General features: G+C 58.3%; 20 protein-coding genes and 1 pseudogene. 20 read left to right on the top strand and 1 reads right to left on the bottom strand.

Annotated features, from left to right (window positions below; all coding sequences use genetic code 11):
- The first annotated feature begins 126 nt into the window (after positions 1-126).
- The 15 genes from OEG84_RS21290 (at position 127) to OEG84_RS21220 (ending at position 15765) form a co-directional block, all read left to right on the top strand.
- The gene (locus OEG84_RS21290; protein ID WP_267655606.1) at positions 127-1695 is read left to right on the top strand and encodes an ABC transporter substrate-binding protein; all 1569 of its coding nucleotides are present in this window, start codon (positions 127-129) and stop codon (positions 1693-1695) included.
- Between the two features lie 60 nt (positions 1696-1755).
- Positions 1756-2682: an ABC transporter permease gene (locus OEG84_RS21285; RefSeq protein ID WP_267655605.1), complete on the top strand. Its 927-nt coding sequence runs from the start codon at positions 1756-1758 to the stop codon at positions 2680-2682.
- Entirely contained in the window at positions 2679-3398 is a 720-nt protein-coding gene (locus OEG84_RS21280; RefSeq protein WP_267655604.1) for a PIG-L deacetylase family protein, read from the top strand. The genes OEG84_RS21285 and OEG84_RS21280 overlap by 4 nt, the downstream gene beginning before the upstream one ends.
- 77 nt (positions 3399-3475) lie before the next feature.
- On the top strand, positions 3476-4279 hold the full coding sequence (locus OEG84_RS21275; RefSeq protein WP_267655603.1) for an ABC transporter permease: 804 nt from the start codon (positions 3476-3478) through the stop codon (positions 4277-4279).
- Positions 4279-5277: an ABC transporter ATP-binding protein gene (locus OEG84_RS21270; protein WP_267655602.1), complete on the top strand. Its 999-nt coding sequence runs from the start codon at positions 4279-4281 to the stop codon at positions 5275-5277. The genes OEG84_RS21275 and OEG84_RS21270 overlap by 1 nt, the downstream gene beginning before the upstream one ends.
- A complete protein-coding gene (locus OEG84_RS21265) occupies positions 5274-6068 on the top strand; it encodes an ATP-binding cassette domain-containing protein (RefSeq protein ID WP_267655601.1) in 795 nt (264 codons plus the stop codon). Before OEG84_RS21270 ends, OEG84_RS21265 begins: the two co-directional genes overlap by 4 nt.
- Before the next feature lie 14 nt (positions 6069-6082).
- The gene (locus OEG84_RS21260; protein WP_267655600.1) at positions 6083-6769 is read left to right on the top strand and encodes a GntR family transcriptional regulator; all 687 of its coding nucleotides are present in this window, start codon (positions 6083-6085) and stop codon (positions 6767-6769) included.
- Positions 6770-6783: 14 nt separating this feature from the next.
- Positions 6784-7584, top strand: a complete 801-nt coding sequence (locus OEG84_RS21255) for an SDR family NAD(P)-dependent oxidoreductase (protein ID WP_267655599.1) — start codon at positions 6784-6786, stop codon at positions 7582-7584.
- A gap of 109 nt (positions 7585-7693) precedes the next feature.
- Positions 7694-8611 (top strand): aldose 1-epimerase, encoded by a 918-nt coding sequence (locus tag OEG84_RS21250; RefSeq protein WP_267655598.1) that lies wholly within the window; start codon positions 7694-7696, stop codon positions 8609-8611.
- A 225-nt stretch (positions 8612-8836) separates the two neighbouring features.
- Positions 8837-10009 (top strand): mandelate racemase/muconate lactonizing enzyme family protein, encoded by a 1173-nt coding sequence (locus tag OEG84_RS21245; RefSeq protein WP_267655597.1) that lies wholly within the window; start codon positions 8837-8839, stop codon positions 10007-10009.
- 198 nt (positions 10010-10207) lie between these two features.
- Positions 10208-11230, top strand: a complete 1023-nt coding sequence (locus OEG84_RS21240; protein ID WP_425602930.1) for an ABC transporter ATP-binding protein — start codon at positions 10208-10210, stop codon at positions 11228-11230.
- On the top strand, positions 11227-12255 hold the full coding sequence (locus OEG84_RS21235) for an ABC transporter ATP-binding protein (RefSeq protein WP_267655595.1): 1029 nt from the start codon (positions 11227-11229) through the stop codon (positions 12253-12255). Before OEG84_RS21240 ends, OEG84_RS21235 begins: the two co-directional genes overlap by 4 nt.
- Positions 12256-12551: 296 nt before the next feature.
- On the top strand, positions 12552-13889 hold the full coding sequence (locus OEG84_RS21230; RefSeq protein WP_267655594.1) for an ABC transporter substrate-binding protein: 1338 nt from the start codon (positions 12552-12554) through the stop codon (positions 13887-13889).
- A 63-nt stretch (positions 13890-13952) separates the two neighbouring features.
- Complete coding sequence (locus OEG84_RS21225) at positions 13953-14900, top strand: ABC transporter permease (RefSeq protein ID WP_267655593.1); 948 nt, start codon at positions 13953-13955, stop codon at positions 14898-14900.
- On the top strand, positions 14893-15765 hold the full coding sequence (locus OEG84_RS21220; protein WP_267655592.1) for an ABC transporter permease: 873 nt from the start codon (positions 14893-14895) through the stop codon (positions 15763-15765). Before OEG84_RS21225 ends, OEG84_RS21220 begins: the two co-directional genes overlap by 8 nt.
- 156 nt (positions 15766-15921) lie before the next feature.
- Here OEG84_RS21220 and OEG84_RS21215 read toward each other — a convergent pair whose 3' ends face one another.
- On the bottom strand, positions 15922-16803 hold the full coding sequence (locus tag OEG84_RS21215) for an AraC family transcriptional regulator (RefSeq protein WP_267655591.1): 882 nt from the start codon (positions 16801-16803) through the stop codon (positions 15922-15924).
- A gap of 194 nt (positions 16804-16997) precedes the next feature.
- On the opposite strand from OEG84_RS21215, the gene OEG84_RS21210 reads away from it, so the two are divergent.
- The 5 genes and pseudogenes from OEG84_RS21210 to OEG84_RS21190 form a co-directional block, all read left to right on the top strand.
- A complete protein-coding gene (locus OEG84_RS21210; RefSeq protein ID WP_267655590.1) occupies positions 16998-18212 on the top strand; it encodes an amino acid ABC transporter substrate-binding protein in 1215 nt (404 codons plus the stop codon).
- Positions 18213-18281: 69 nt separating this feature from the next.
- On the top strand, positions 18282-19154 hold the full coding sequence (locus OEG84_RS21205) for a branched-chain amino acid ABC transporter permease (RefSeq protein WP_267656282.1): 873 nt from the start codon (positions 18282-18284) through the stop codon (positions 19152-19154).
- Entirely contained in the window at positions 19151-20065 is a 915-nt protein-coding gene (locus tag OEG84_RS21200; protein ID WP_267655589.1) for a branched-chain amino acid ABC transporter permease, read from the top strand. Before OEG84_RS21205 ends, OEG84_RS21200 begins: the two co-directional genes overlap by 4 nt.
- Positions 20059-20790 (top strand): ABC transporter ATP-binding protein, encoded by a 732-nt coding sequence (locus OEG84_RS21195; protein WP_267656281.1) that lies wholly within the window; start codon positions 20059-20061, stop codon positions 20788-20790. Before OEG84_RS21200 ends, OEG84_RS21195 begins: the two co-directional genes overlap by 7 nt.
- A pseudogene (locus tag OEG84_RS21190) lies at positions 20783-21256 on the top strand (ABC transporter ATP-binding protein); the annotation flags it as partial. The gene OEG84_RS21195 and the pseudogene OEG84_RS21190, both read left to right, overlap by 8 nt.
- Positions 21257-21485 lie beyond the last annotated feature (229 nt).

Raw genomic sequence — 21485 nt, 5'->3', positions numbered from 1 at the left:
AGATCATCCGACCGGCAGTGATGATGCATGAACGGTGCCCTTTGCCGGCAATTTGACATTCGGTATACCGTATGTACTACTCTGTGAGCTAACTTAATTTTGCACCGAACACGGATAGGATACACCATGAGCGATTATCGCAAGGGCGACCTCGGGTCGTCAATTTTGCCGCAGTCTCGGCGGTCATTCTTGAAGACCATGGCAGCAACCGGTTTATCCAGCGCGACCCTTGTCGGGCTGTCGAGTGTATTGCCGGCGCAGGCGCTCGCGCAGGACGGAGTGCCAGCCGGCACTTTAACCTTTGGCAACGCGGAGCCGCCAACAGCCAACTACTGGGATCCGGCCGCTGGCTTTGGCCTGGTGGATGAACAGGTCGCCTCGCTGGTGCACGACACCCTGCTTTCCCACGACGAGGCAGGCACGCTGCAGCCCTCGCTGGCAACCGAATGGGAACTCAAAAGCCCCACCGTGGTTGCGCTGACACTGCGCAGCGATGCCAAGTTCCATGACGGAACCCCGGTGACGGCGGAGGACGTGAAGGCTTCAATCGACCGGCTTGGCGCAGGCTCGCTGGCGCAGGCAATGGTGGTAACGCCGGGCATCTCCGTCAATGTGACGTCGCCGACGGCGATCGAAGTGGTGTCGCCGACCGCATTTGGCGTTGTGCTGAGCGCTTTGGGCTTCGTCAAGATTTTGCCCAAGGCCAATATCGATGCGCCGGACAACTTCAAGAGCGGGGCATTGGGATCAGGGCCGTACAAGTTCGTGTCCTATACCGGCAACGATGTGACCCTGGAGGCAAATCCGGACTACTGGGGCGGTGCCCCGAGAATCAAGACCGTCACGTTCCGCTATATCGAAGACGCACAGGCCCGTATCAACGCGCTTCTGTCCGGTCAGGTTGATATCCTCAGCCGCGTGTCGTCCGATGATCTTGATCGGGTTCAGGGTAACGATGAATTCCACACCGTGAATATTTCGCCACCTGCACAGATCGTCGCGATCTACCAGCACAATGGCCCGCTCGGCGATCTCAAGCTGCGCCAGGCCATGGCACATGCTATCGATCGCGAAGGCATCGCAAAATCGATCATGGGCGGTTACAACCCGGTGCCGTCATCGAGCCTGCCAACCAACTCCCCATTCTACACGCCACTTGAACCAAAATTTGAATACGATGTGGAAAAAGCCAAGGCGCTGCTAGCCGAATCTGCTTACCCCGACGGGGTGACACTCCGCATGTCGACATCGACATTGGTGCCACATCAGATCGAAATCGATCAGATAATTGCGGCATCGCTGCAGCAAATTGGTATCAAGGTTGAAATCGAAAGGCTGGAAGTCGGCGCATTCCGTTCTTCCTACAATACCTACGATATCAACCTGAACACGCTGGCAACCTTCACCGGTGATCCAGACTTCCTGCTCGGCTTCTATACATCCGACCTTGGCGAGGCCGTGTTCCACTACAATGACGAAACCTACAATGAATTGCACGCCGCCCAGCGGGCTGCGACACCGGATGTTCGTCCGGCGGCGGTCACAGCGGCTGCCCAGTATTTGTGGGACAATCAGGCGACACTCTATCTGGCGGACGAGGTTTGGTACTTCATCGTCAACCAGCGGGTTGAAGGTTACACGCGCGTACCGCTGATCGGTGAGCCGATGGTGGCAAAGGCCTCTGTCACCACCTAACCTTGAAGAGGAGGCGGAGCACGCTCCGCCTCCTCTTCGCGCTAACCCTCGGAGCCTATCGTGGGCACATATGCTTTCCGAAGAATCCTCCAGTCGATCATAATCGTCGCGGTGATCGCGGTTTCGGTTTTTCTCGTATTGCGCCTCTCGGCCGGTGATCCCGCGCGCATCAGAGCGCCGGTATTTGCGCGCGCCGATGTGATCGAACAATACCGGCGCGAGTTCGGTATTGACCGTCCGCTGATCGAGCAACTGGGCTCCTTTATCGGCAACGCGCTTCGCGGCGACTTCGGCGATTCCTTTCGGTTCCAGGCCCCGGTGATGGATCTCATCCTTCAGGCATTGCCCAAGACGTTGATGCTTGCTGGCGTGTCACTTGCGTTGTCATTGTTCATTGCCGTTACACTCGGCAGTATAGCGGCACTCAGACCGAAATCTTTCTGGGGCTGGCTGAGTTCGGCGCTCGCAGCATTTGGTCAATCGGCTCCGGTGTTCTGGACCGGCGCGGTGCTGGTACTGATTTTCGCTGTTGGTCTGCGCTGGCTGCCATCGGGAGGATTTAACGGGCCGCTCAGTCTTGTGCTTCCCGCAATCGCCGTGACGCTCTCGATCCTGCCGACGCAATTGCGCGTGTTGCGCTCATCGATGGAAGCAGTGCTGAAGGAGGAGTTCATTCTCACCGCCACGGCGTTCGGCATGCGGCAAAGCCGCATTACCTTCGTCTATGCGCTCAAAAATGCATGTCTTCCGCTGCTCACAGTTATCGGTGTCGACGTCGGCTACCTGCTTGGCGGCGTGATCGTCGCCGAAGTGGTGTTCGCATTCCCCGGCATCGGTGAACTTGCATTGGTGGCGCTCAACGCCCGGGACTATCCGCTGATCCAGGGCATCACAATAATCACGGCAAGCACGTTCGTCATCGTCAACCTGCTGATTGATCTGCTTTACTCGCGGATCGACCCGCGCATTCGAATGGAACAATCATGAATATTCTCGCCATAGGCGCACACCCTGATGACATAGAGTTGCAGTGCGCAGGCACCCTGGCGCTTTATGCTGCCCAGGGCCACAAGGTCTTCATGGCCATCGCAACAAACGGAAACGTCGGATCACCGCACCTCAGCCGCGATGAAATTGGAGCGGTCCGCCATAAGGAACAAATTGCATCCTGCGCCTTGATCGGGGCGGAGTTGATCTGGATGGATTTCGACGACGAATGGTTGTTCAATGATCGACCGACCCGAACGCGCTTCATTGATGCGATCCGTCAGGCCGACCCGGACGTGATGATCATTCATGGCCGGACCGACTATCATCCAGACCACCGGGTTTCCGGTCAGGTCGCTGAGGACGCGCGGATTCCGGCATCGGTGCGCCTGGTCGAAACGAGCCTGCCGCACATCAACAAGGTCCCTCACCTTTTCTATATGGACAATCCCGTTGGCCTGGAGTTCGAGCCAGAGGCCTATGTCGACATTTCCTCGGTAATCGAGACAAAGCGAAAGATGCTGCTGAGCCACGAAAGTCAGGATTCGTGGATTCGTGCCGTGTTTGGCGAACATACCTCGATCACCGACATGATGGAGAAAAATGCGGCGTCGCGGGGCAGTGCTGCCGGAGTTGCCTACGCCGAGGGTTTTCGAGAGGTCAAAACCTTCCCCAGAACGGGTTCATTTGGCCTGTTGCCGGGCATCGGAATGTGACCATGGCTGCGAGCAGTTCCACTCCTCAACCGGCGAACCGGGCTGGATGGGCGAAGCGCTTCAATCCCAATATTGCCTTGAGCACGGGCGTTGTGCTGCTGACTGTCATGGTGGTTTCGGCCATTGCCGCGCCGCTTCTTGCGCCATCTGGCCCCACCGCCGTCGACCTTTCATCGGTGAAGTTGTCACCGAGCCTGGACCACTGGTTTGGCACCGATGCCATCGGCCGGGACGTATTGGCGCGTGTGCTGTTCGGTGGTCAGGTTTCACTGCTTGTGGCCAGTGCGGGCATGGTGGGATCGCTGACGCTGGGCACGGTGATGGGCATGCTGGGCGCGTTCGGGCACCGGTTCGTACGGCCGGTGGTCGACCGCGCGATTGATGTGCAGCTGGCTTTTCCATACGTGCTTCTGGCCATCGCCATCACCAGCGCCGTGCGCCCATCGACGCCGGTATTGATCTTGTTGATGGTGCTTGCTGCCTGGGCGGGTGCTGCACGTGTTGTACGGTCGATCGCGCTGCAGGAACGGGGCAAGGATTATGTCAAGGCGGCCGAAGTCATTGGCGCGTCAAAGCTGCGCATTGCCGCTTTTCATGTGTTTCCTTCCGTCCTCCCCAGCCTGATGGTGCTGGCCGCCATGCAAATGGCCGCCATGATTGTGTTTGAAGCGACGCTGTCGTTTCTGGGGATGGGTGTGCAACCACCGACGCCGTCCTGGGGCGGCATCATGCTCGATGGAAAAAATTACATCACAAGCGCCTGGTGGCTGACATCGCTTCCCGGACTGGCCATCGTTGTAACGTCATTAAGCCTGGTGTTGATCGGTGACGGCCTTCAGGCGCGGACAGACGCTGCACGACTGCGCGAAGGAGACGAATAATGAGCGGCGAACAGGTTCTTTCTGTCGAAAATGTCTCCGTCAGCTTTCCGGGCAACGACGGCCCGTTATGCGTGGTCAAACAGGTCTCGTTTGGGTTGAACGCCGGAGAATGCCTTGTCATCGCCGGGGAATCCGGATCGGGCAAGTCGATGATTTGCAGAACGTTACTGGGCATTGTGCCTGACCAAGCGAAAGTCGCGGGAACGCGCATCGACTGGCTTGGGCGTGACCTGCTGACCTTGGAATCCAAGGATTGGCGCGCGATCAGGGGAGCCGAGATCGCCATGATTTTCCAGGACCCTACTGCGGCGCTGAACCCGTTGATTACCGTCGAACATCAGATCAGCGATACGATCAGAGATCATCGCCGCTGTACCCGTTCCGAGGCGCGCGCCAGAACAATTGAAGTGTTGGGCATGGCAGGGTTTCCCGATGCCGAGCATCGCATGAAAAGCTATCCGGCCGAATTGTCTGGCGGTTTGCGTCAGCGTGTCGCCATTGCGTTGGCGCTCTCCTGCAGCCCCAAACTGATCATCGCCGATGAGGCCACAACCAATCTGGATGTTTCCATCCAGGCGCAAATTGTGAAACTGCTCAAGGATTTGCAGCGCGATCTGGATCTGGCCCTGATCTTTGTGACCCATGATCTCGGGCTTGCTGCCGAAATCGGCGACAAACTCATGGTCATGTATGCGGGCCATTCTGTGGAAACAGGCAAGGTACGTGATGTGCTCGATGATCCTTGCCATCCCTATACGCGGGGCTTGTTGCGCTCAGCGCCAACACTGAAATCCAGTCGCGACAATCCACTGCGCCCGATTCCGGGACAATCACCGAAACCCGGCAGCATTGGCGAAGGCGCGCCGTTTCGCAGCAGGTGCCCGGTGGTCGTTGACGGGGTTTGCGAGGTCAGTTGCCCGGATTGGACGGAAGCGGGTCCGGATCATCTAGTCGCGTGTCACCGCTTCGCCCGGGATGGACGGGAGGGGTTGCAATGAATGCGCTGCTTGAAGCCCGCAATGTCGTCAAGGTGTTCACAACCACACGGGAAGGCAAGACTCAGAAAATTCAGGCCGTGCGAAACGTCAGCATCAACATACACCCTGGTGAAATAGTCGGACTTGTTGGCGAAAGCGGGTGCGGAAAATCGACGATCTCACGGATCATGATCGGCATTGAACCCTCGACGTCAGGCAGCGTGATTTACGAAGGGAAGGAAGTGCGAACCCGGGCTGACTGGAAGGCGCTGCGCCGTCATGTCCAGTATGTTTTCCAGGACCCGTTTACAGCCCTCTGCCCGACAATGCGGATTGGCGATGCCCTGGCCGAGCCATTGATAATCCACCGGATCGGAATCCCTCGGGAGCGCGTCGACCGGGTGGCGCATATGCTGGAGATGGTGGGTCTGCATCCCGACATGGCCCGTCGCATGCCGAGCCAACTCTCGGGAGGCCAACGGCAAAGGGTGAATTTGGCACGCGCGCTGATGCTGGAGCCGAAAATCCTGATCTGCGACGAAATCGTGTCCGGTCTGGATGTCTCTGTGCAAGCGCAAGTCCTGCAATTGCTGATCGACTTGCAGGAAAAGTTGGACTTGAGTCTGATGTTCATTTCACACGATCTACGTGTAGTACACTACCTGTCTAGTCGGGTGCTCGTGATGTATCTGGGTGAGATTGTCGAACAAGGCCCTACAAAGGTCGTTTTTGATAACCCCGAAGATGCCTATACACGATCGCTACTGGCAGCCATTCCAGACCATTCACGCCGATCGGCGGCGAACACTTAAGACAAGGACTAGTAATGCCCATTTCAACTGAGAGAGGTTCCGGTGCTCTGTCACCGATCACCCGCCCCAAGTCGACGGCGGAAGAAGTCGAGGACCGCTTGATCATGGCGATCGCCCGTGGCGACAAGGTCGCAGGAGAACGGATCACCGAGGCCGAATTGGCGTCAGCGTTGAAAGTCAGCAGGGTCCCTGCCCGCGAAGCGATGCAGAAACTCAATCTGCGCGGTATTCTAGTTGGTGGGGCTTCCCGCGGACTGCGCATCGCTGACTACGGACCGGAGCGGCTGGAGGAACTGATGGAGCTGCGCCTCAGCATCGAAAAAATCGTGCTGCGGCAACTCATGAAGGAAGGCGCAGACAATTCTGCACTGATCACCGATCTTGAACGGATTGTGGCCGGTATGGCGTCCTTGTCGAATTCCGGTGATCCAGTCGAGTTGGGGTCGATCGATCTGGAATTCCACCGGACAATCATGCGCTATTCTGAAAAGAGCCTCGCTGCCCAGATCTGGGAAGGTCTGGCTCAACACATGCTGATCGTCTTTTGCCGCGACTGGAATGATGCGTTTGATCGCACGGGTGAAGTCGCGCTGCACGAGACCCTTATCAAATTCCTGCGCGAAGGAGACGTCAAAGACGTCGAATCCGTACTCACTCAACACTATTCGACGCCGTTGGAACGGCCACGAATGAAGAGCTGAAAGGCTGGTAGTCGATGGCGGATACGCTGCAAAAATCCGAGGCGCTTTCCGGGCGTGTTGCACTTGTGACAGGTGCTGCACGTGGTATCGGACAGGCCATTGCCACACATCTTGCACGGATGGGCGCGAGCGTCGCACTGGTTGATCGTGATCACGAAGAACTGGAGGAAGCGACGGCTACGCTTGCCGCAGACGGACATGACGTGCTGGCAATAGTTGCAGACATCACCGACGAAAATGACTTGGCCAGAATGCAAACAGCGGTGGCTGATCGCTGGGATCAGCTGGATATTCTGGTCAACAACGCTTCCATCCTTGATGCGACACCGATCGCCGAGCTGACGCGATCACGTTATGATCAGGTGCAAGCGGTCAACCAGAACGCCGCCCTGTGGGTGACTCTGGGATTGCTGGAAATGCTGCGAAAATCGAAGACTGGCCGCGTGGTCAACATCGCCTCGATTCTGGGGATCCGCGGCGCCGAGGATACATTGCCTTATTCGACGGCAAAGGGCGGTGTGGTCAACATGACGCGCGGGTTGGCGGTCGATCTTGCCTCAGACGGCATATTGGTCAACTGTATTTGCCCCGGTTTTGTCGACACGCGCATGGCGTTGCTGCCCGATGGCAGTGGCCACGAACATCAGACAGACTGGTTCCAGGATATCTATATCAAGTACGGGCGCATTCCATTGCGCCGTGCAGCTGACCCCGCTGATATTGCCGCTGCGGCAGCTTTCTTTTGCGGCGATGATTGCCGCTACGTCACGGGTCAGGTCTTGCTGGTTGATGGCGGCGTCTCTGCCACATTCTGATTGGAAGAGCCATGAGTATCCAATCAAGAGTATTGCTTGTTCCAATCGGTTATGGCTGGAATAAAGCCACCGAACTGGCGAAAGATCTGCAGACCGTGTTGAGCGGCAAGTGAGCGCGCCTGTGCGCATTGCGGCCGGTGATCTGAGCCTGGATTTGCGCCCGGAACTCGGCGGTTCGGTTTCCTCATTTCGGTTAGACTCGGGCCCCGGCCCGTTCGATTTGATGCGGCCGCTGGCTGCGCCGGAAGGTGCCGCCCCGCACGCGCTCCATTCCGGTATGTTTCCAATGGTTCCGTTCGCCAACAGCATTCGCGACAATGCGTTTCGATTTGACGGCGCCAGATACTCAATCTCCCCCAACATGCCGGATACGCGCCTGAACTACCACGGATCAGGCTGGCAGCTTCCGTGGCGTGTTGCGCGGCACGACGCCTCTCGGGTTGATTTGGTGCTGGAGGACGCGACGGTCGATGACGTCTATTTGTTTGCCGCACGTCAGACGTTCGCGCTAACGCCGCACACTCTGACAGTTGAACTGGCGGTTGAAAACCGGAGTGAGCGGACAATGCCGTTCAGTTGCGGTCTGCATCCCTGGTTTCCGCGTCATCGGGGGGCAATGGTGAGATTTAGCGCCGGTTGGTACTGGGCGGAGGACGCCGAAGGCCATGCCACAACCCTCACAGCACCGGAAGATGACACGGATTTTGGCGACTGGAACGCGCCGCCAACCATCTATCAGAACAAATGCTTCACTGACTGGAATGGCGTGGCGGAAGTCCTCTGGCCAGACGCGGGAATTCTGTTGCGCATGAGGGGCGATCCTTTGATGAATCACTTGATGTTTCATGTACCGCCGAACGGCGCCCCGGTATTTTGCCTTGAGCCGCAAACCAACGCGCCTTGCGCATTCGACGATTTGGAACGTGGTGTAGTCAACAAGGGGGTGCATTTGCTCGCGCCCGGACAGGACCTCAGCGTTTCTTGTCGTTTCGAGGTGCGCACAGATCTACCCCTCAATCAGACCTGATCTGCCAGGTTTGCGTAGTTTACCCGTGAAAACCTGGATTCTGTATCTCTGCCCACGATAAATCCTGTTGCTGATCTCGTCTAAAGCTTGCGACCCATTTTGGTATATCGTATGCAATAAGACGAAAACCATCGAATGAACTCCATAAGGGGCCGATGCATCAATGCCGCAATTTGAAGTCCCGGGGTTCAAAACGAGCCAAGCAAGAACAAGAAGGCAGGAACCATGAAGATCGAGAGTGTGGATTTTTTCTACCTGGCTATGCCCGAGGTCACCACCGCCGCTGATGGCAGTCAGGATGCCCTGATCGTACGGGTGACTGCCGGGGGGCATGTGGGCTGGGGAGAGTGTGAAGCATCACCATTACCTTCGATCGCTGCATTTGTGACGCCGATGTCGCATGGCGCCTGCCGTCCGGTTTCGGATTCGGTGCTCGGCCAGTCCCTTGATGACGCCGAGGATATAAAACGCATCGCCGACCTTTTGGCTTACAACAGCATGGACCTTCTGCAAGCCGCGCACACGTGGTCGGGCATTGAAATGGCGCTGTGGGATTTGCTCGGGCGCGCGCGATCTCAACCGGCCTGGCAGTTACTGGGCTATTCCGAAAACCACCCAAAGACCCCCTACGCTTCCGTGCTTTTCGGCGCTACTGCTCAGGAAACCCTGGAGACCGCAGTGGCCATGCGCGGACGCGGGTTCAAAGCCGCAAAATTCGGATGGGCCCCCTTTGGCGACTCGCTGGAAGGCGATGTCGCGCATCTGGACGCAGCCCGTGAGGGATTGGGCACAGACGGGATTTTGTTGGTTGATGCTGGTCAGATATTCGGCGAGGACGTCGACGCGGCGGCATTGCGGCTCGATGCAATGGAACGCAATCGCGTGACATTCTTTGAGGAACCGTTCGGCGGCTCAGCATTGCGTGCTTATGCCGGGCTCGTCGCCAAAGCGCAAACCGTGAAAATCGCTGGTGGCGAAGCCGCACATAACCGGCATATGGCAGAGCACCTGATCGACTTTGGCAAAGTTGGCTACATTCAGATTGATTGCGGCCGCATTGGCGGACTCTGGCCGGCCAAATTGGTTGCCGACTATGCCGATCAGCGCGGCGTAACCTACATAAATCACACTTTCACATCCAACCTGGCATTGAGCGCCTCCCTGCAACCCTTTGCGGGTTTGGAAAACCACAAGATCTGCGAATATCCAACTACCCTGCAACAGTTGGCAGCAGATCTGACGGTCAATCACATCGAGCCAGACGAGAATGGCGAAATCAGAGCCCCGGATGCGCCTGGCCTGGGCATGGAGATCAACACCGCTACCTTGAAGCAATATGCCGTCGACGTGGAAATCAGGGTTGGTGGCAAGACGCTGTTCTCGTCGCCCACCAAATAGTCTGAGCGGAGAATTCCAAGACGACCCAAATCGACCTGAATGAACAATTGGCGGTCGCCGCCAGCAGCTCGAATAGCGCTAGCCTTGGAGATACCGAAAACGCGCGCCAATACATCCGATGGATTTCGATACCCCGTTCGCTACGCTGCTTTTCTCCATCAACACTATGCGGGCTTACGGACGATCAGAGGTGAGGAAATGGGTGATCCATTAATCCAGGTTTCCGGGTTGACTGTTCGTCTCACCGGCAAAGATGCGGCGACGCTGGTGGACGACGTGTCGTTTTCATTATCGGCGGGCGAAGTGGTCTGCATCGTCGGGGAGAGCGGATGCGGCAAGACCGTGACCGCGCGGTCCATAATCGGATTGAACCGCCACGATCCGCGTATTTCCCTGTCGGGCGAGATCATGTTTGACGGTCGAGATTTGCTCACGCTGGATGAAGTGGCGATGCGTCGTGTGCGTGGCGCGCAGATATCGATGATCTTTCAGGATCCGATGACCTCGCTCAATCCGCTTCACACGATCGGCGAGCAGATTGCCGAGGCAATCAGTGTCCACGAGCGGCTTACGCCCGAGGCGCTGAGGTTGCAGACCATCGATCTGTTGAGCCAGGTCGGCATTGCCAATGCCAGCGGCCGTGTTGACGAATATCCGCATCAGTTTTCCGGTGGAATGAGACAGCGGGCCATGATCGCCATGGCATTGGCATGCAGGCCGGCATTACTGATCGCCGACGAACCGACGACCGCCCTTGACGTGACCACACAAAGGCAAATTCTGGCGCTGTTGTCACAGCTCAAGGACGAATACGGCATGGGTGTAATTCTGATTACCCATGATCTTGGCGTGGTCGCCGAAATCGCCGATCGGGTGATGGTCATGTATGCTGGCCAATGCGTTGAAATGGGCCAGGTGCGTTCTGTATTCAAATCACCGAGCCATCCCTATACGGCGGGTCTGCTGGCATCCATCCCCGCTGCCAACCGGGTGCGCAGTGCCCGTCTTCCTTCAATCAGGGGAACCCCGCCGCTGCTGAGCGAAGGGCGACCAGAGGGGTGCGCCTTTCGTGCGCGCTGCGACTTTGCGTTTGAAAAGTGCCTGGAATCACCAGGCCTGAAACCGGCGGGCCAGGATGCGGATCACCTGCAACGCTGCTGGTTGTCACATGAAGAAAAACAGCAGGTCTTGAAACCGGCAGATGCAGGAGCAAAAGGATGAGCGCCCGGGATGGTGGACCGTTTCTGAAAGTTGAAGCGCTGACAAAGCACTTTGAACGCCGGAAGAGCCTGTTCGGTGCAAAATCCCGTGTCTATGCCGTCGATGGCGTTTCGTTCGAAATTGCGCAAGGCGAAACTTTGGGCCTTGTCGGCGAATCCGGCTGCGGAAAGTCCACTCTCGGCCGCTGCGTTATCCGCCTGCTGGAGCCCAGCACGGGGCAAATCGAATTTGAAGGGCTGGACATCACCCACACGCCGATGGCCCGGCTAAGGTATTTGCGCCGCCGTCTGCAACTGATCTTTCAAGACCCTTATGCCAGCCTCAATCCACGCAAGAAAATCGGCGCCACCCTAACCGGCGCTTTGAAATTGCATGGCATCGGCGCTGACCGTGAAGAGCGTAAACAGCGCGCGCAAAAATTGCTCGAGCGGGTCGGTTTGCCGGCATCTTTCTTTGACAGAATGCCCCGAGATCTGTCCGGCGGACAACGTCAACGGGTCGGGATCGCCCGCGCATTGGCTCTTGATCCCAAGTTCATCGTCGCGGACGAACCGGTATCGGCGCTGGATGTGTCGGTTCAGGCCGAGCTGCTCAATTTGCTGAAAGAACTGCAGGCCCAACTCGACCTCACCCTTTTGTTCATTTCCCATGATTTGGGAGTCATCCGTCATATGGCTGATCGGGTCGCCGTCATGTATCTGGGCAAACTGGTGGAGGTGGCACCGGCGGATGCCTTTTACGAGGCGCCCATGCACCCCTATTCCGAAGCGCTGTTTTCGGCGGTGCCACTGCCCGATCCCGATGCCCATTTGTCGCGCAAGAGAATTGTGTTAACCGGGGATATTCCCGACCCTTCCTCGCCCCCATCGGGGTGCCGGTTCCACACCCGCTGCCCATATGCGCAGCCCAAATGTGGCGAAGTTGAACCTGCCCTGGAATCTGGCGGAACAGACCATTTGGTAGCCTGCCATTTCCCGTTAATCGCTCCTGCCAAGGCTGACCAAGGTGAAAAACAACCATCTTGACTGGTTCAGTATAAAGTATACCATCTACTAAATTAGCGTTTTGGGAGGGAGCTATTATGACTGACAAAAATGATAATCTGGGCCCCGTCAGTGGGTTCAAGGTCAACCGCAAGGAATTCCTGCGGCTGTTTGGCGCCGCAACTGCGATGACTGTGATGCCCGCGATGCTGGGCGGCGCTTCTGGCGCATTTGCTCAGGAAAGCGGTGACCTGATAGTTGGAATTTCCAGTGATATTCCGACGCTTGACCCTCAAATGTCGCCCAATGACGTCTTCCGTCACACAATCCGGTCAGCGGTGTTCGAGGCGCTGGTCTTTATCAATCCCGATACGCTTTCCGCCGATCCCATGCTGGCTGAATCCTGGGATATCTCAAGTGACGGTCTGACCGTTGCCCTCAAGTTGCGCAGCGGTGTGACCTGGCACAATGGCACGCCTTTCACCTCTGCAGATGTGGCCTATTCAATCGCCCGCGTTCAGGATACCGAGGTTGGAAGCCCGTTCGCGCCGCAACTGACTGCAGTGACCAATGTCGACACTCCTGATGATTTGAGCGTGACCTTGACGCTTGCCAATCCGGTCCCTGGCATTCTTGCAAACCTTGCAGTGATCCAGATCGTAAACGAGGCCACAATCGGTACGATCACAACCGAACCCGTTGGCACCGGCCCGTTCAAATTTGCCAATTGGTCTCCGGGGGACAAAATTCGCGTCGAGAAATACGACGGCTATCGCAAGGCAGGGTTCCCTAAGCTCGCAGCTATCGAATGGCGGATTGTTCCTGACTCTCAAGCACGCCTGGCCGGGCTGCAGGATGGCACTCTGCAGATGGTGGCCCTGGTCGAGGGCAAGGACGTGGTGCAGGCACAAAGTGTTGCTGGTATCAACGTCATCCAGACGAAGCCCTACATCCTGTACGAGAACTTCAACATCAACACTGCGCGCGCACCCTTCAGCGACAAGCGTGTGCGTCAGGCGCTGGCTCATGCCTTTGACCGTGAAAGCTACGCCAAGACAGTCTGGTTCGGGTTTGCGCGCCCCACCATCAATCCGGTACCGCCCGAAATGGCCACCTATCTCGAAGGGTCAGCAGAGCGTTATCCGTTTGACCTGGACAAGACCGCAGAGCTGCTCGCCGAGGCCGGCTTTACGGCAGATAAACCGCTGGAGATGGAAATCCTGACCATTCAGGGCTTTGATGCCTTGAAGTCGATGGCGCTGATCATGCAGGACGCGCTTAACCGCATTGGACACAAGGTCACTGTACGTGAGCTGGAAGTTACCGTTTGGCTCGATCGTGTATTGACCAACCCGGACTACGACATCACGACCGACAACTTCAATACCGGCCCTGAAGATCCTGCCAGCATGTTCAATTCGCCGAACCTGGCGCCAGCGAGCAACGTCAACCAGTGGAACCCGGATGGTTACGCCGATCTGGTTGCCCGTGCGGCGGCGGAGTTGGACCCTGACAAGCAGGTGGAACTCTATCACGAGCTGCAGGAATTGATACTCGAAGAAATGCCCCAGATTACGGTCGACCATCTGCCGTTGTTCTTCCTGGGTACGGATGCCGCAAAGGCGCTTGTCATCGGGCCGAGCGGTATTGATGATTACACGCAAATCGAGCCGTAAATCATCCCAGAAAAACGCACGTAGTGGCCAGGCGGGCCACTACGTGCCGAATGGAAATGTACAATGTTAGGCTATCTACTTGGGCGGTTGACCGGTGGCCTTGTGACGCTTCTGGGTGTTTGCGCGCTGGCCTTTTTTGCCACCGCTCTAGCCCCGGGAAACCCCGCGGCTGTATTGCTGGGCAATCAGGCCACGCCAGAGCGCATCGCAGCAGTCACCCACCAACTGGGCCTGGATCAGCCGTTGCCAATACGGTTTGCGATCTGGCTCGGACAAACGGCTCAAGGCGACCTTGGCACTTCGAACCTGAGTTTCAAACCTGTCAACGATCTGGTTCTTGCTGCGCTCCCGCCAACCCTTGAACTGGCGCTGGCCAGTCTGACCCTGGCCATTGTTGTTGCCATTCCCCTGGGGTTGCTGCTGGCACAACATGCCAACAAGTGGTGGGCGCGTCCGGCGGCTTCATTGGTAACGCTGGGGATTTCAGTGCCAGGCTTTTGGGTGGGACTGATGTTGATCACCATTTTTTCCGTGATGCTGGGACTTCTGCCCTCCGGCGGCTTCGTACCGGTTTCGCGCGATATCGGCGAAAACATCCGCTCATTGATCCTGCCAACGGTGACCTTGGCGATTTATCTCATTCCCTCGATCGTCCGCTTTGTCCGGGTCACCGCGGTGGCAGTCCTGCAAGAGGATTACGTCGACACCGCCCGCGCAAAAGGCGTTTCGCCAGGCCGCATTCTGATGCACCATGTGGCCCCCAATACCTTAATTACAACGATGACCTATCTCGGTCTGCAACTGGGGGTCCTGATCTCCGGCGCGATCGTCATCGAAATCGTCTTTTCAATTCCCGGGCTTGGGCGGTTGGGCATGAATGCGGTGCTCAATCGCGACTACCCGGTGATTCAGGGCGTCGTCCTGATTGCGGCAAGCGGCTATGTGCTGGTCAATCTGCTCATCGATCTGACCTATGCATTCATCGACCCGAGGATCCGGACGAATGACTGACCTGGCTGAAACAGCACGCACGGAGCCCGTGCCTCGCCGCAACCGGTTCGCCGTCCTTGGGTTTCTGATCAGGCGAGCGCCTCTCGCTTTGGCGCTGGTCAGCCTTTTCCTGCTGGCCGCTATTTTCGGGCCTTGGCTCGCACCCCATTCGATGACGGATACGAATCTGCTCGCTGCCTTGCAAGGTCCGAGCGCCGAGCATTTTCTGGGCACCGATCCACTGGGGCGCGATGTATTCAGCCGGTTGCTGGGCTCGACCAGAGTTGCTGCACAGGCCTTCATCATCGTTGTGCTGATTGGTGGCGTGTTTGGCACAGCCATCGGCTTGATTGGCGGTGGTCTTGGAGGCTGGGCCGACCTGGTGGTTTCCCGGGTGACGGAAGTGCTGCAGGGATTCCCGACCATCCTGGTGGCGATCGTTATCGTCGCGCTGATAAGCCCGTCTCTTACCAATGCGATGATCGCCGTTGGACTGGCCGCCATCCCGGATTTCGCGCGCGTCTCACGAAGTGTTGCCATTCAACTGAGGGACCGGGAGTTCGTTCAAGCGGCGCGTGGTCTCGGCGCGGGAGAGACCCGCATTCTGGTTAGCGAAGTGCTGCCCAATCTGGTGGGGCCGCTGATCATCATCGCCAGCTTTGACGGCGCCCAGGCAATCATGTGGGAAGCAGCACTTTCCTATCTCGGGCTGGGAGTTCAACCGCCGGCCCCTTCATTCGGGTCGATGTTGCGCGATGCGCAAAGTTACCTGTCCATCCAACCAGCCCTTGCCGTGACCGCTGGCACCGCTGTCACGGCGGTCATTTTCGGATTGAACCTGCTCGGCGATGCGCTCGGCGACTTTTACAACAAGTCAGACCGGTAAATGTGAGCTTTCAGCGTTCTCAGGAGGTTCCCACGGGAGCCATCGGTGCAGCGCCATGATGCGTTTGAATTTGACGTATTCACGGCTGCGAAGATGATCCGCCAGCATGAACGATTTCAAACCAAAGGATGACCGCGACGCATTTCTGCAAGCCGCTCATGGCCAGGCTGCATAGGTGCGGTCGCCCTGCTCGCGTCGGTGGCGCAGGACATGGCGATACTTGCCGGGGCTCTGCCCGGATTGCCGGGTGAAGAAACGGTTGAAATAGGCCGGATCAACAAACCCGAGCCGGAAGGCGATCTGGCTCACGGGAAATCCTGTGCTGGCAAGCAATTCGCAGGCATCGCGCATGATCTCGCGATGCAAATAAGCTTGCGGGGACAATCCGGTCGCGCGCCTGACCGCCACACCCAGCCGGTCCCGTTTGGTGGCCAATGCACGGGCGTAATCTTCGACTGTCCAGTGCTGATGCTTGTGCACACCGGCGAGCATGAGGAAGCGCTCGGCAAGCCCCTGCGGCGAACGCTCGTGCGAGACCAGGTTTGCGCCAAGCAGCCGCCAAAGGTGCAACAAGACCAGACCGACGTAATGTTCCATGGCTTCGGAGCTGCCTGGGCCATGGGTCTGTTTTTCGGCGGCGATGCCCTCCACCAGTGACACGATCGCGTCAGTGCCACCGAGCGACTGCGACAGAGCCTGCTTGAGGACGATCCCCATCCGGTCCGCAAGCAGGCTTTCGGGCAAGGCACGGACCAGAGTCTGCTGGGATGCGAGCATGATGATTCCTCTGGAGCCGGCCTCGGCCGCCAACTCGGCAGCCTTGCCGGCGGGGATCCAGACCAGTCGGGGCGCTTCGAACTGCTGCGCATCTTCCAGCGCTTCCGGCACAAAAATCTTGGTGAGGCTGCCCGCGAACAACAGCGCCAGGCAAGCCGATCCGGCCGGCACGCTGTAACCAACCCGCGTCTGCGGGCTTTTGATGTGCAACAGGGTCAAAAGCGACCGACCATCGCCAGCGGGCATACTGATGTTTGTCATGGCGGCAATTTCCGACGTGCGCGTCGAGAATGCAATCAAAAGTACAATTCTTAGCCGCAAAAGTGCATATTCATATATCGGATGCTGATCGATACTCATTTCAAGCCGTGAACGGGAGTCCGGCTGAAGCAAGGCATATACGGGGAGAAGCATCCGCTTGTTCCGGAACATGCCGGCAATTGGGAGGAGCACTTATGACCATTACCCGACGCAACACCCTGCTCGCGCTCGCATCAGGCGTGGCAATGACCCTGCTTATGGGCGCGAATATGGCGCATTCAGCCGACGAGACCGTCAAAATCGGCTATGCCGTCGCCAAGACAGGCCCCAACGCCACCGGCGCCGGCATCACCACCATTCCTAATTATGAATTGTGGGTGAAGGACGTTAATGCCAACGGCGGACTGACCCTGCCCGATGGTACTCAACGGATGATCGAAGTCATCGAGTATGATGACCGCTCGTCGAATGAAGATCTGGTTCGCGCCATCGAACGTCTGGCCACCAAGGACAAGGTCGACCTGATCCTGCCGCCCTGGGGGACGGGATCCAATCTCGCCATCGCACCGCTGATGGACCGGTTCGGCTACCCTCAACTGGGCGTCACTGCGGTGACCGACAAGGCGCCGGAATTCGCCGCGCGCTGGAAGCGCAGCTACTGGATGCTTGGCGGCGGGCATGACTACGCCGAAGGCCTGGCAAGTGTTCTCAAGGACGCGGTCGCGGCGGGAACGATTAACAACAAGGTCGCCGTCGTCTCGGTTGCCGACGGCTTCGGCATCGATCTCGTCAACGGTGCCCGTCCGGCTTTTGAAGAAGCCGGCCTGGAAATTACCTACGACAAGACCTACCCGCTCGGTACCTCTGACTTCGCCGCCCTGATGGCGGAAGCGCAGAAGAGCGGCGCCGACAGCTTCGTTGCCTTTTCCTATCCGCCAGACAGTTTTGGAATGACCAAGACCGCCCAGTCGATGGGTTACAACCCGAAGGTGTTCTATGTCGGGGTCGGCGGTGCGTTCCCGATCTACGGCAAGATTGCCGATGGTAAGCAGGATGGTGTGATGTCGATCGGCGGCGTCGATGCGGCGTCCCCGGCAATCAAGGACTATTTCGCACGCCATACCGAAAGCGCCGGTGCACCGCCGGATAGTTGGGCTTCGGCAATCACCTACGCCTCGCTCGAGATGCTGGCGCAGTCTATCGAACGCGTCGGCCTCGATCATGCCAGGCTGGCTGAAGAGTTGTCGACCGGCACGTTCAGCACGGTCATCGGCGACGTAAAGCTGGAAGACAACCAGTTGCGCGATCTCTGGTGGGTCGGACAATGGCAGAACGGCACCTTTGTGGCCGTGAACCCGTCCAGCAGGGAAGGCGCCGTGGCGCCGGTTGTTCCCAAACCCGACTGGTAACGTACCTCGCATGAGAAGGGCGGCCACGAATGGCGGCCCTTCTTTTCCGGCAATCGACAAAGGCGGAACATCGCAATGACGACGCTTGTGCTCGGCTTGGTGCTGGGCGGCACTTATGCGCTGCTGGCACTCGGGCTGACGCTGCAATACGGCATCGCCCGGATCATGAACCTGGCCTATGGCGAGGTGACATTGCTGGCCGCTTTCGTGCTGGTCTTCCTGTTCCAGTCGGCAGGCCTGTCGCCGCTGGCCTCCATTCTGCTGATCGGTCCGGCCGGTTATCTGATGGGCTCGCTACTCTATTCCGTGATGATGCGGCCGCTGGTTAAACGGGCAGAAGGCAAACCTGGCAAGCTGGAAGTAGATTCCATTCTGGCGACATTCGGGCTGCTGTTCGTCCTTCAAGGCGTCATGCTAGTGTTATTCGGCGCCAACTTCACCTCGATTTCCTATCTCGACCAAGGCGTCGACGTGTTCGGCGTATCCGTTGCGCTGAACCGGCTGATTGCCTTTGCGATCTGTCTGGTCGCCGGCCTTTCGCTGGTCATGCTGCTCGCGCGCAGCCGTTGGGGGCTGATCCTTCGTGCGGTGGCGTTGACCCCGGGATCGGCTCCGCTTGTCGGCATTGATGTCAACAAGGTCAGCCGCCAGGGTTTTGCGCTCGGCACCGCACTGGCCTCGATCGGCGGCGCCAGTGTTGCCATGTACCAGACGTTTTCAGCCAATGATGGCGTCGTCTTCACCATGAAGGCGCTGATCATCGTCATCATGGGTGGGGTCGGCAATGTCGCCGGTGCGCTCGCAGCAGGCTTCGCGCTGGGACTGGTGGAAACCTTCGTTGCCACCATGTTCGACCCTGGACTGACACTCGCGGCCACCTTTGCTATCTTTCTCATCGTGCTGATCTGGCGTCCGCAAGGCCTGTTCGGGAGGCGCTCATGATCCGTCTGGTCTTTGGCCTCCTGGCACTTGCTTTGCTCGTCATCGTGCCGCTGTTTGTTTCCGAATACGAACTCGGGCTGATGATCGGTATGGCCACCTATGTGGCGCTGGCTTCGGCCTGGGCCTTGTTCTCCGGCCACACCAATTACATCTCGCTGGCGACCGTGGCCTTCTACGGCACCGGCGCCTACACCGTCGCCGTGCTCAACGAGTCCCTGCCCTACCCGGCAGTGATCCTGTGTGCGGGTCTTATCGGTGCGGCGATGGCCTTGCTGGTGGGGCTTTCCACCTTGCGTCTTTCCGGCATCTACTTTGTGATCTTTACCTTTGGTCTGGCCGAACTGGTGCGCCAACTGATCACCTGGTACGAGGTGACGATCACCGGTACGCTTGGCCGCTACATCTTTCTCGATCTGACCGCACGCGACATCTACTGGCAAATGCTGGCACTGGTGGTTGTTTCAATTGGCCTGACCGCATGGATCAACCGCTCACGGCTGGGGCTGGCGCTCAGGGCGATTGGCGATGACGAAGTGGTTGCGGCTCATTCAGGCATTCCACTGGCGCGCACCAAGCTGATCGCCTTCACGCTCTCGGCGACACTGATCACGCTTGTCGGCGCCGTGGCTTCGCCGCGCTGGGTCTATGTGGAGCCGCTGATCGTGTTCAACCCGACCGTCAGTTTCCTCACCGTGATCATGGCGCTTCTGGGCGGGGCCAACCGGTTGTGGGGACCACTGGTTGGCGCCATTCCACTGTTCCTGCTGTTTGAATGGCTGTCAGTCAATTTTCCCGACACCTATCCGATCTTTCTCGGGCTGATGTTCATCGCGGTCGTCTTCGTTCTGCCAAACGGCATTATTGCCGGACTGGACAACCTGCGCGCATCACTCAAGGGGAGCAAATCATGACCCTTTTGCAGATTGAAAAGGCCGCACGGAATTTCGGCGGACTGAAGGCCGTCGACCAGGTTTCCTTCGAGATCGAAAGCGGCACGATCATGGGGCTTCTGGGGCCTAACGGTTCTGGCAAGACGACATTGCTCAATCTGATCTCCGGCTTCCTCACCCCGTCGGCGGGCAGGATCGTGTTCAACGGACGCGATCTGGCCGGCGCCAGACCCGACAAGATCGCCCGCGCCGGCATCGCCCGTACGTTCCAGCTGGTGCGGATCCTGCCGTCGCTGACGCTGCTTGAAAACGTCATGCTGCCCGCCGTCTTCGGTCACCGCTCGCATTGGGGCAAGGAGGCCGATCGGGTGGCGCGCGCAGCACTCGAGAAAACCGGTCTCGGCGAGCGCGCTTCAGCAAGTGCCGGAGATCTCAACTACATCGATCAAAAGCGTCTGGAACTGGCGCGCGCGCTGGCGGCCGAACCCGAGCTGTTGCTGCTTGATGAGTGGCTTGCCGGTCTCAACCCGACCGAACTGCAGGAAGGCATCGCACTGATCCGCTCGCTGTCAGGTTCGGGTATACCAATCATCATGGTCGAGCACATCATGGAGGCAGTGCGCGCACTCTGCCCGCGCTGTGCCGTGATGAACGCAGGCAAGCTGATCGCCGATGGCGAGACGGCCAAGGTACTTTCCGACAAAGCCGTGATTGCAGCCTACCTGGGAGACGCGGAAGATGCTTGAAGTCCGCGATATCAGCGTCATTTATGGCAAGCATGTTGCCATTGACTCTATCTCGCTCGATGTCGGCGAGGCCGAGATGGTGGCGATCCTGGGCGCCAACGGTGCGGGCAAATCCTCGTTGCTGGGCGCCATCGGCGGCCAGATCAAACCCGCCGGCGGCCAGGTTCTTTATCACGGCCGAGACATTCTGGCTTTGCAACCGCATCAGGTGGTCGAGCACGGTATTGTCATCGTACCGGAAGGGCGCGGCATCTTCCCGCTGCTGTCTGTTGCCGAAAACCTTAAGCTCGGTGCGCTGCCAAAACGCGCCCACGCGAATGCCAAGAAGAATCTGGATCTCGTTCTGACGCTTTTTCCCAGGCTGGCCGAACGCCAGACCCAACTGGCGGGAACCATGTCGGGCGGCGAACAGCAGATGGTCGCCATCGGCCGCGCCATGATGTCGGCGCCTGACCTTCTATTGCTTGATGAACCCTCGCTCGGGCTGGCTCCGATCGTGGCGCAGGAGGTCTTTGCGGCATTGGCCAAGATTGGCGAGACAGGCATGACCATCGTCATTGTCGAACAGAACGCCCGCGCGACGCTGGCGCTGGCCGACCGCGCCTACCTGATTGAAACCGGCTCGATTACCGGCTCCGGCACTGCCGCTGATCTGCGCAGCGATCCGGCCGTCATTCGCGCCTTTCTGGGCGGAA

The organism is Hoeflea algicola (assembly GCF_026619415.1).
Taxonomy (GTDB): domain Bacteria; phylum Pseudomonadota; class Alphaproteobacteria; order Rhizobiales; family Rhizobiaceae; genus Hoeflea; species Hoeflea algicola.
The sequence above is the reverse complement of the archived record's forward strand: the minus strand, read 5'-3'. Positions and strand labels throughout refer to the sequence as shown.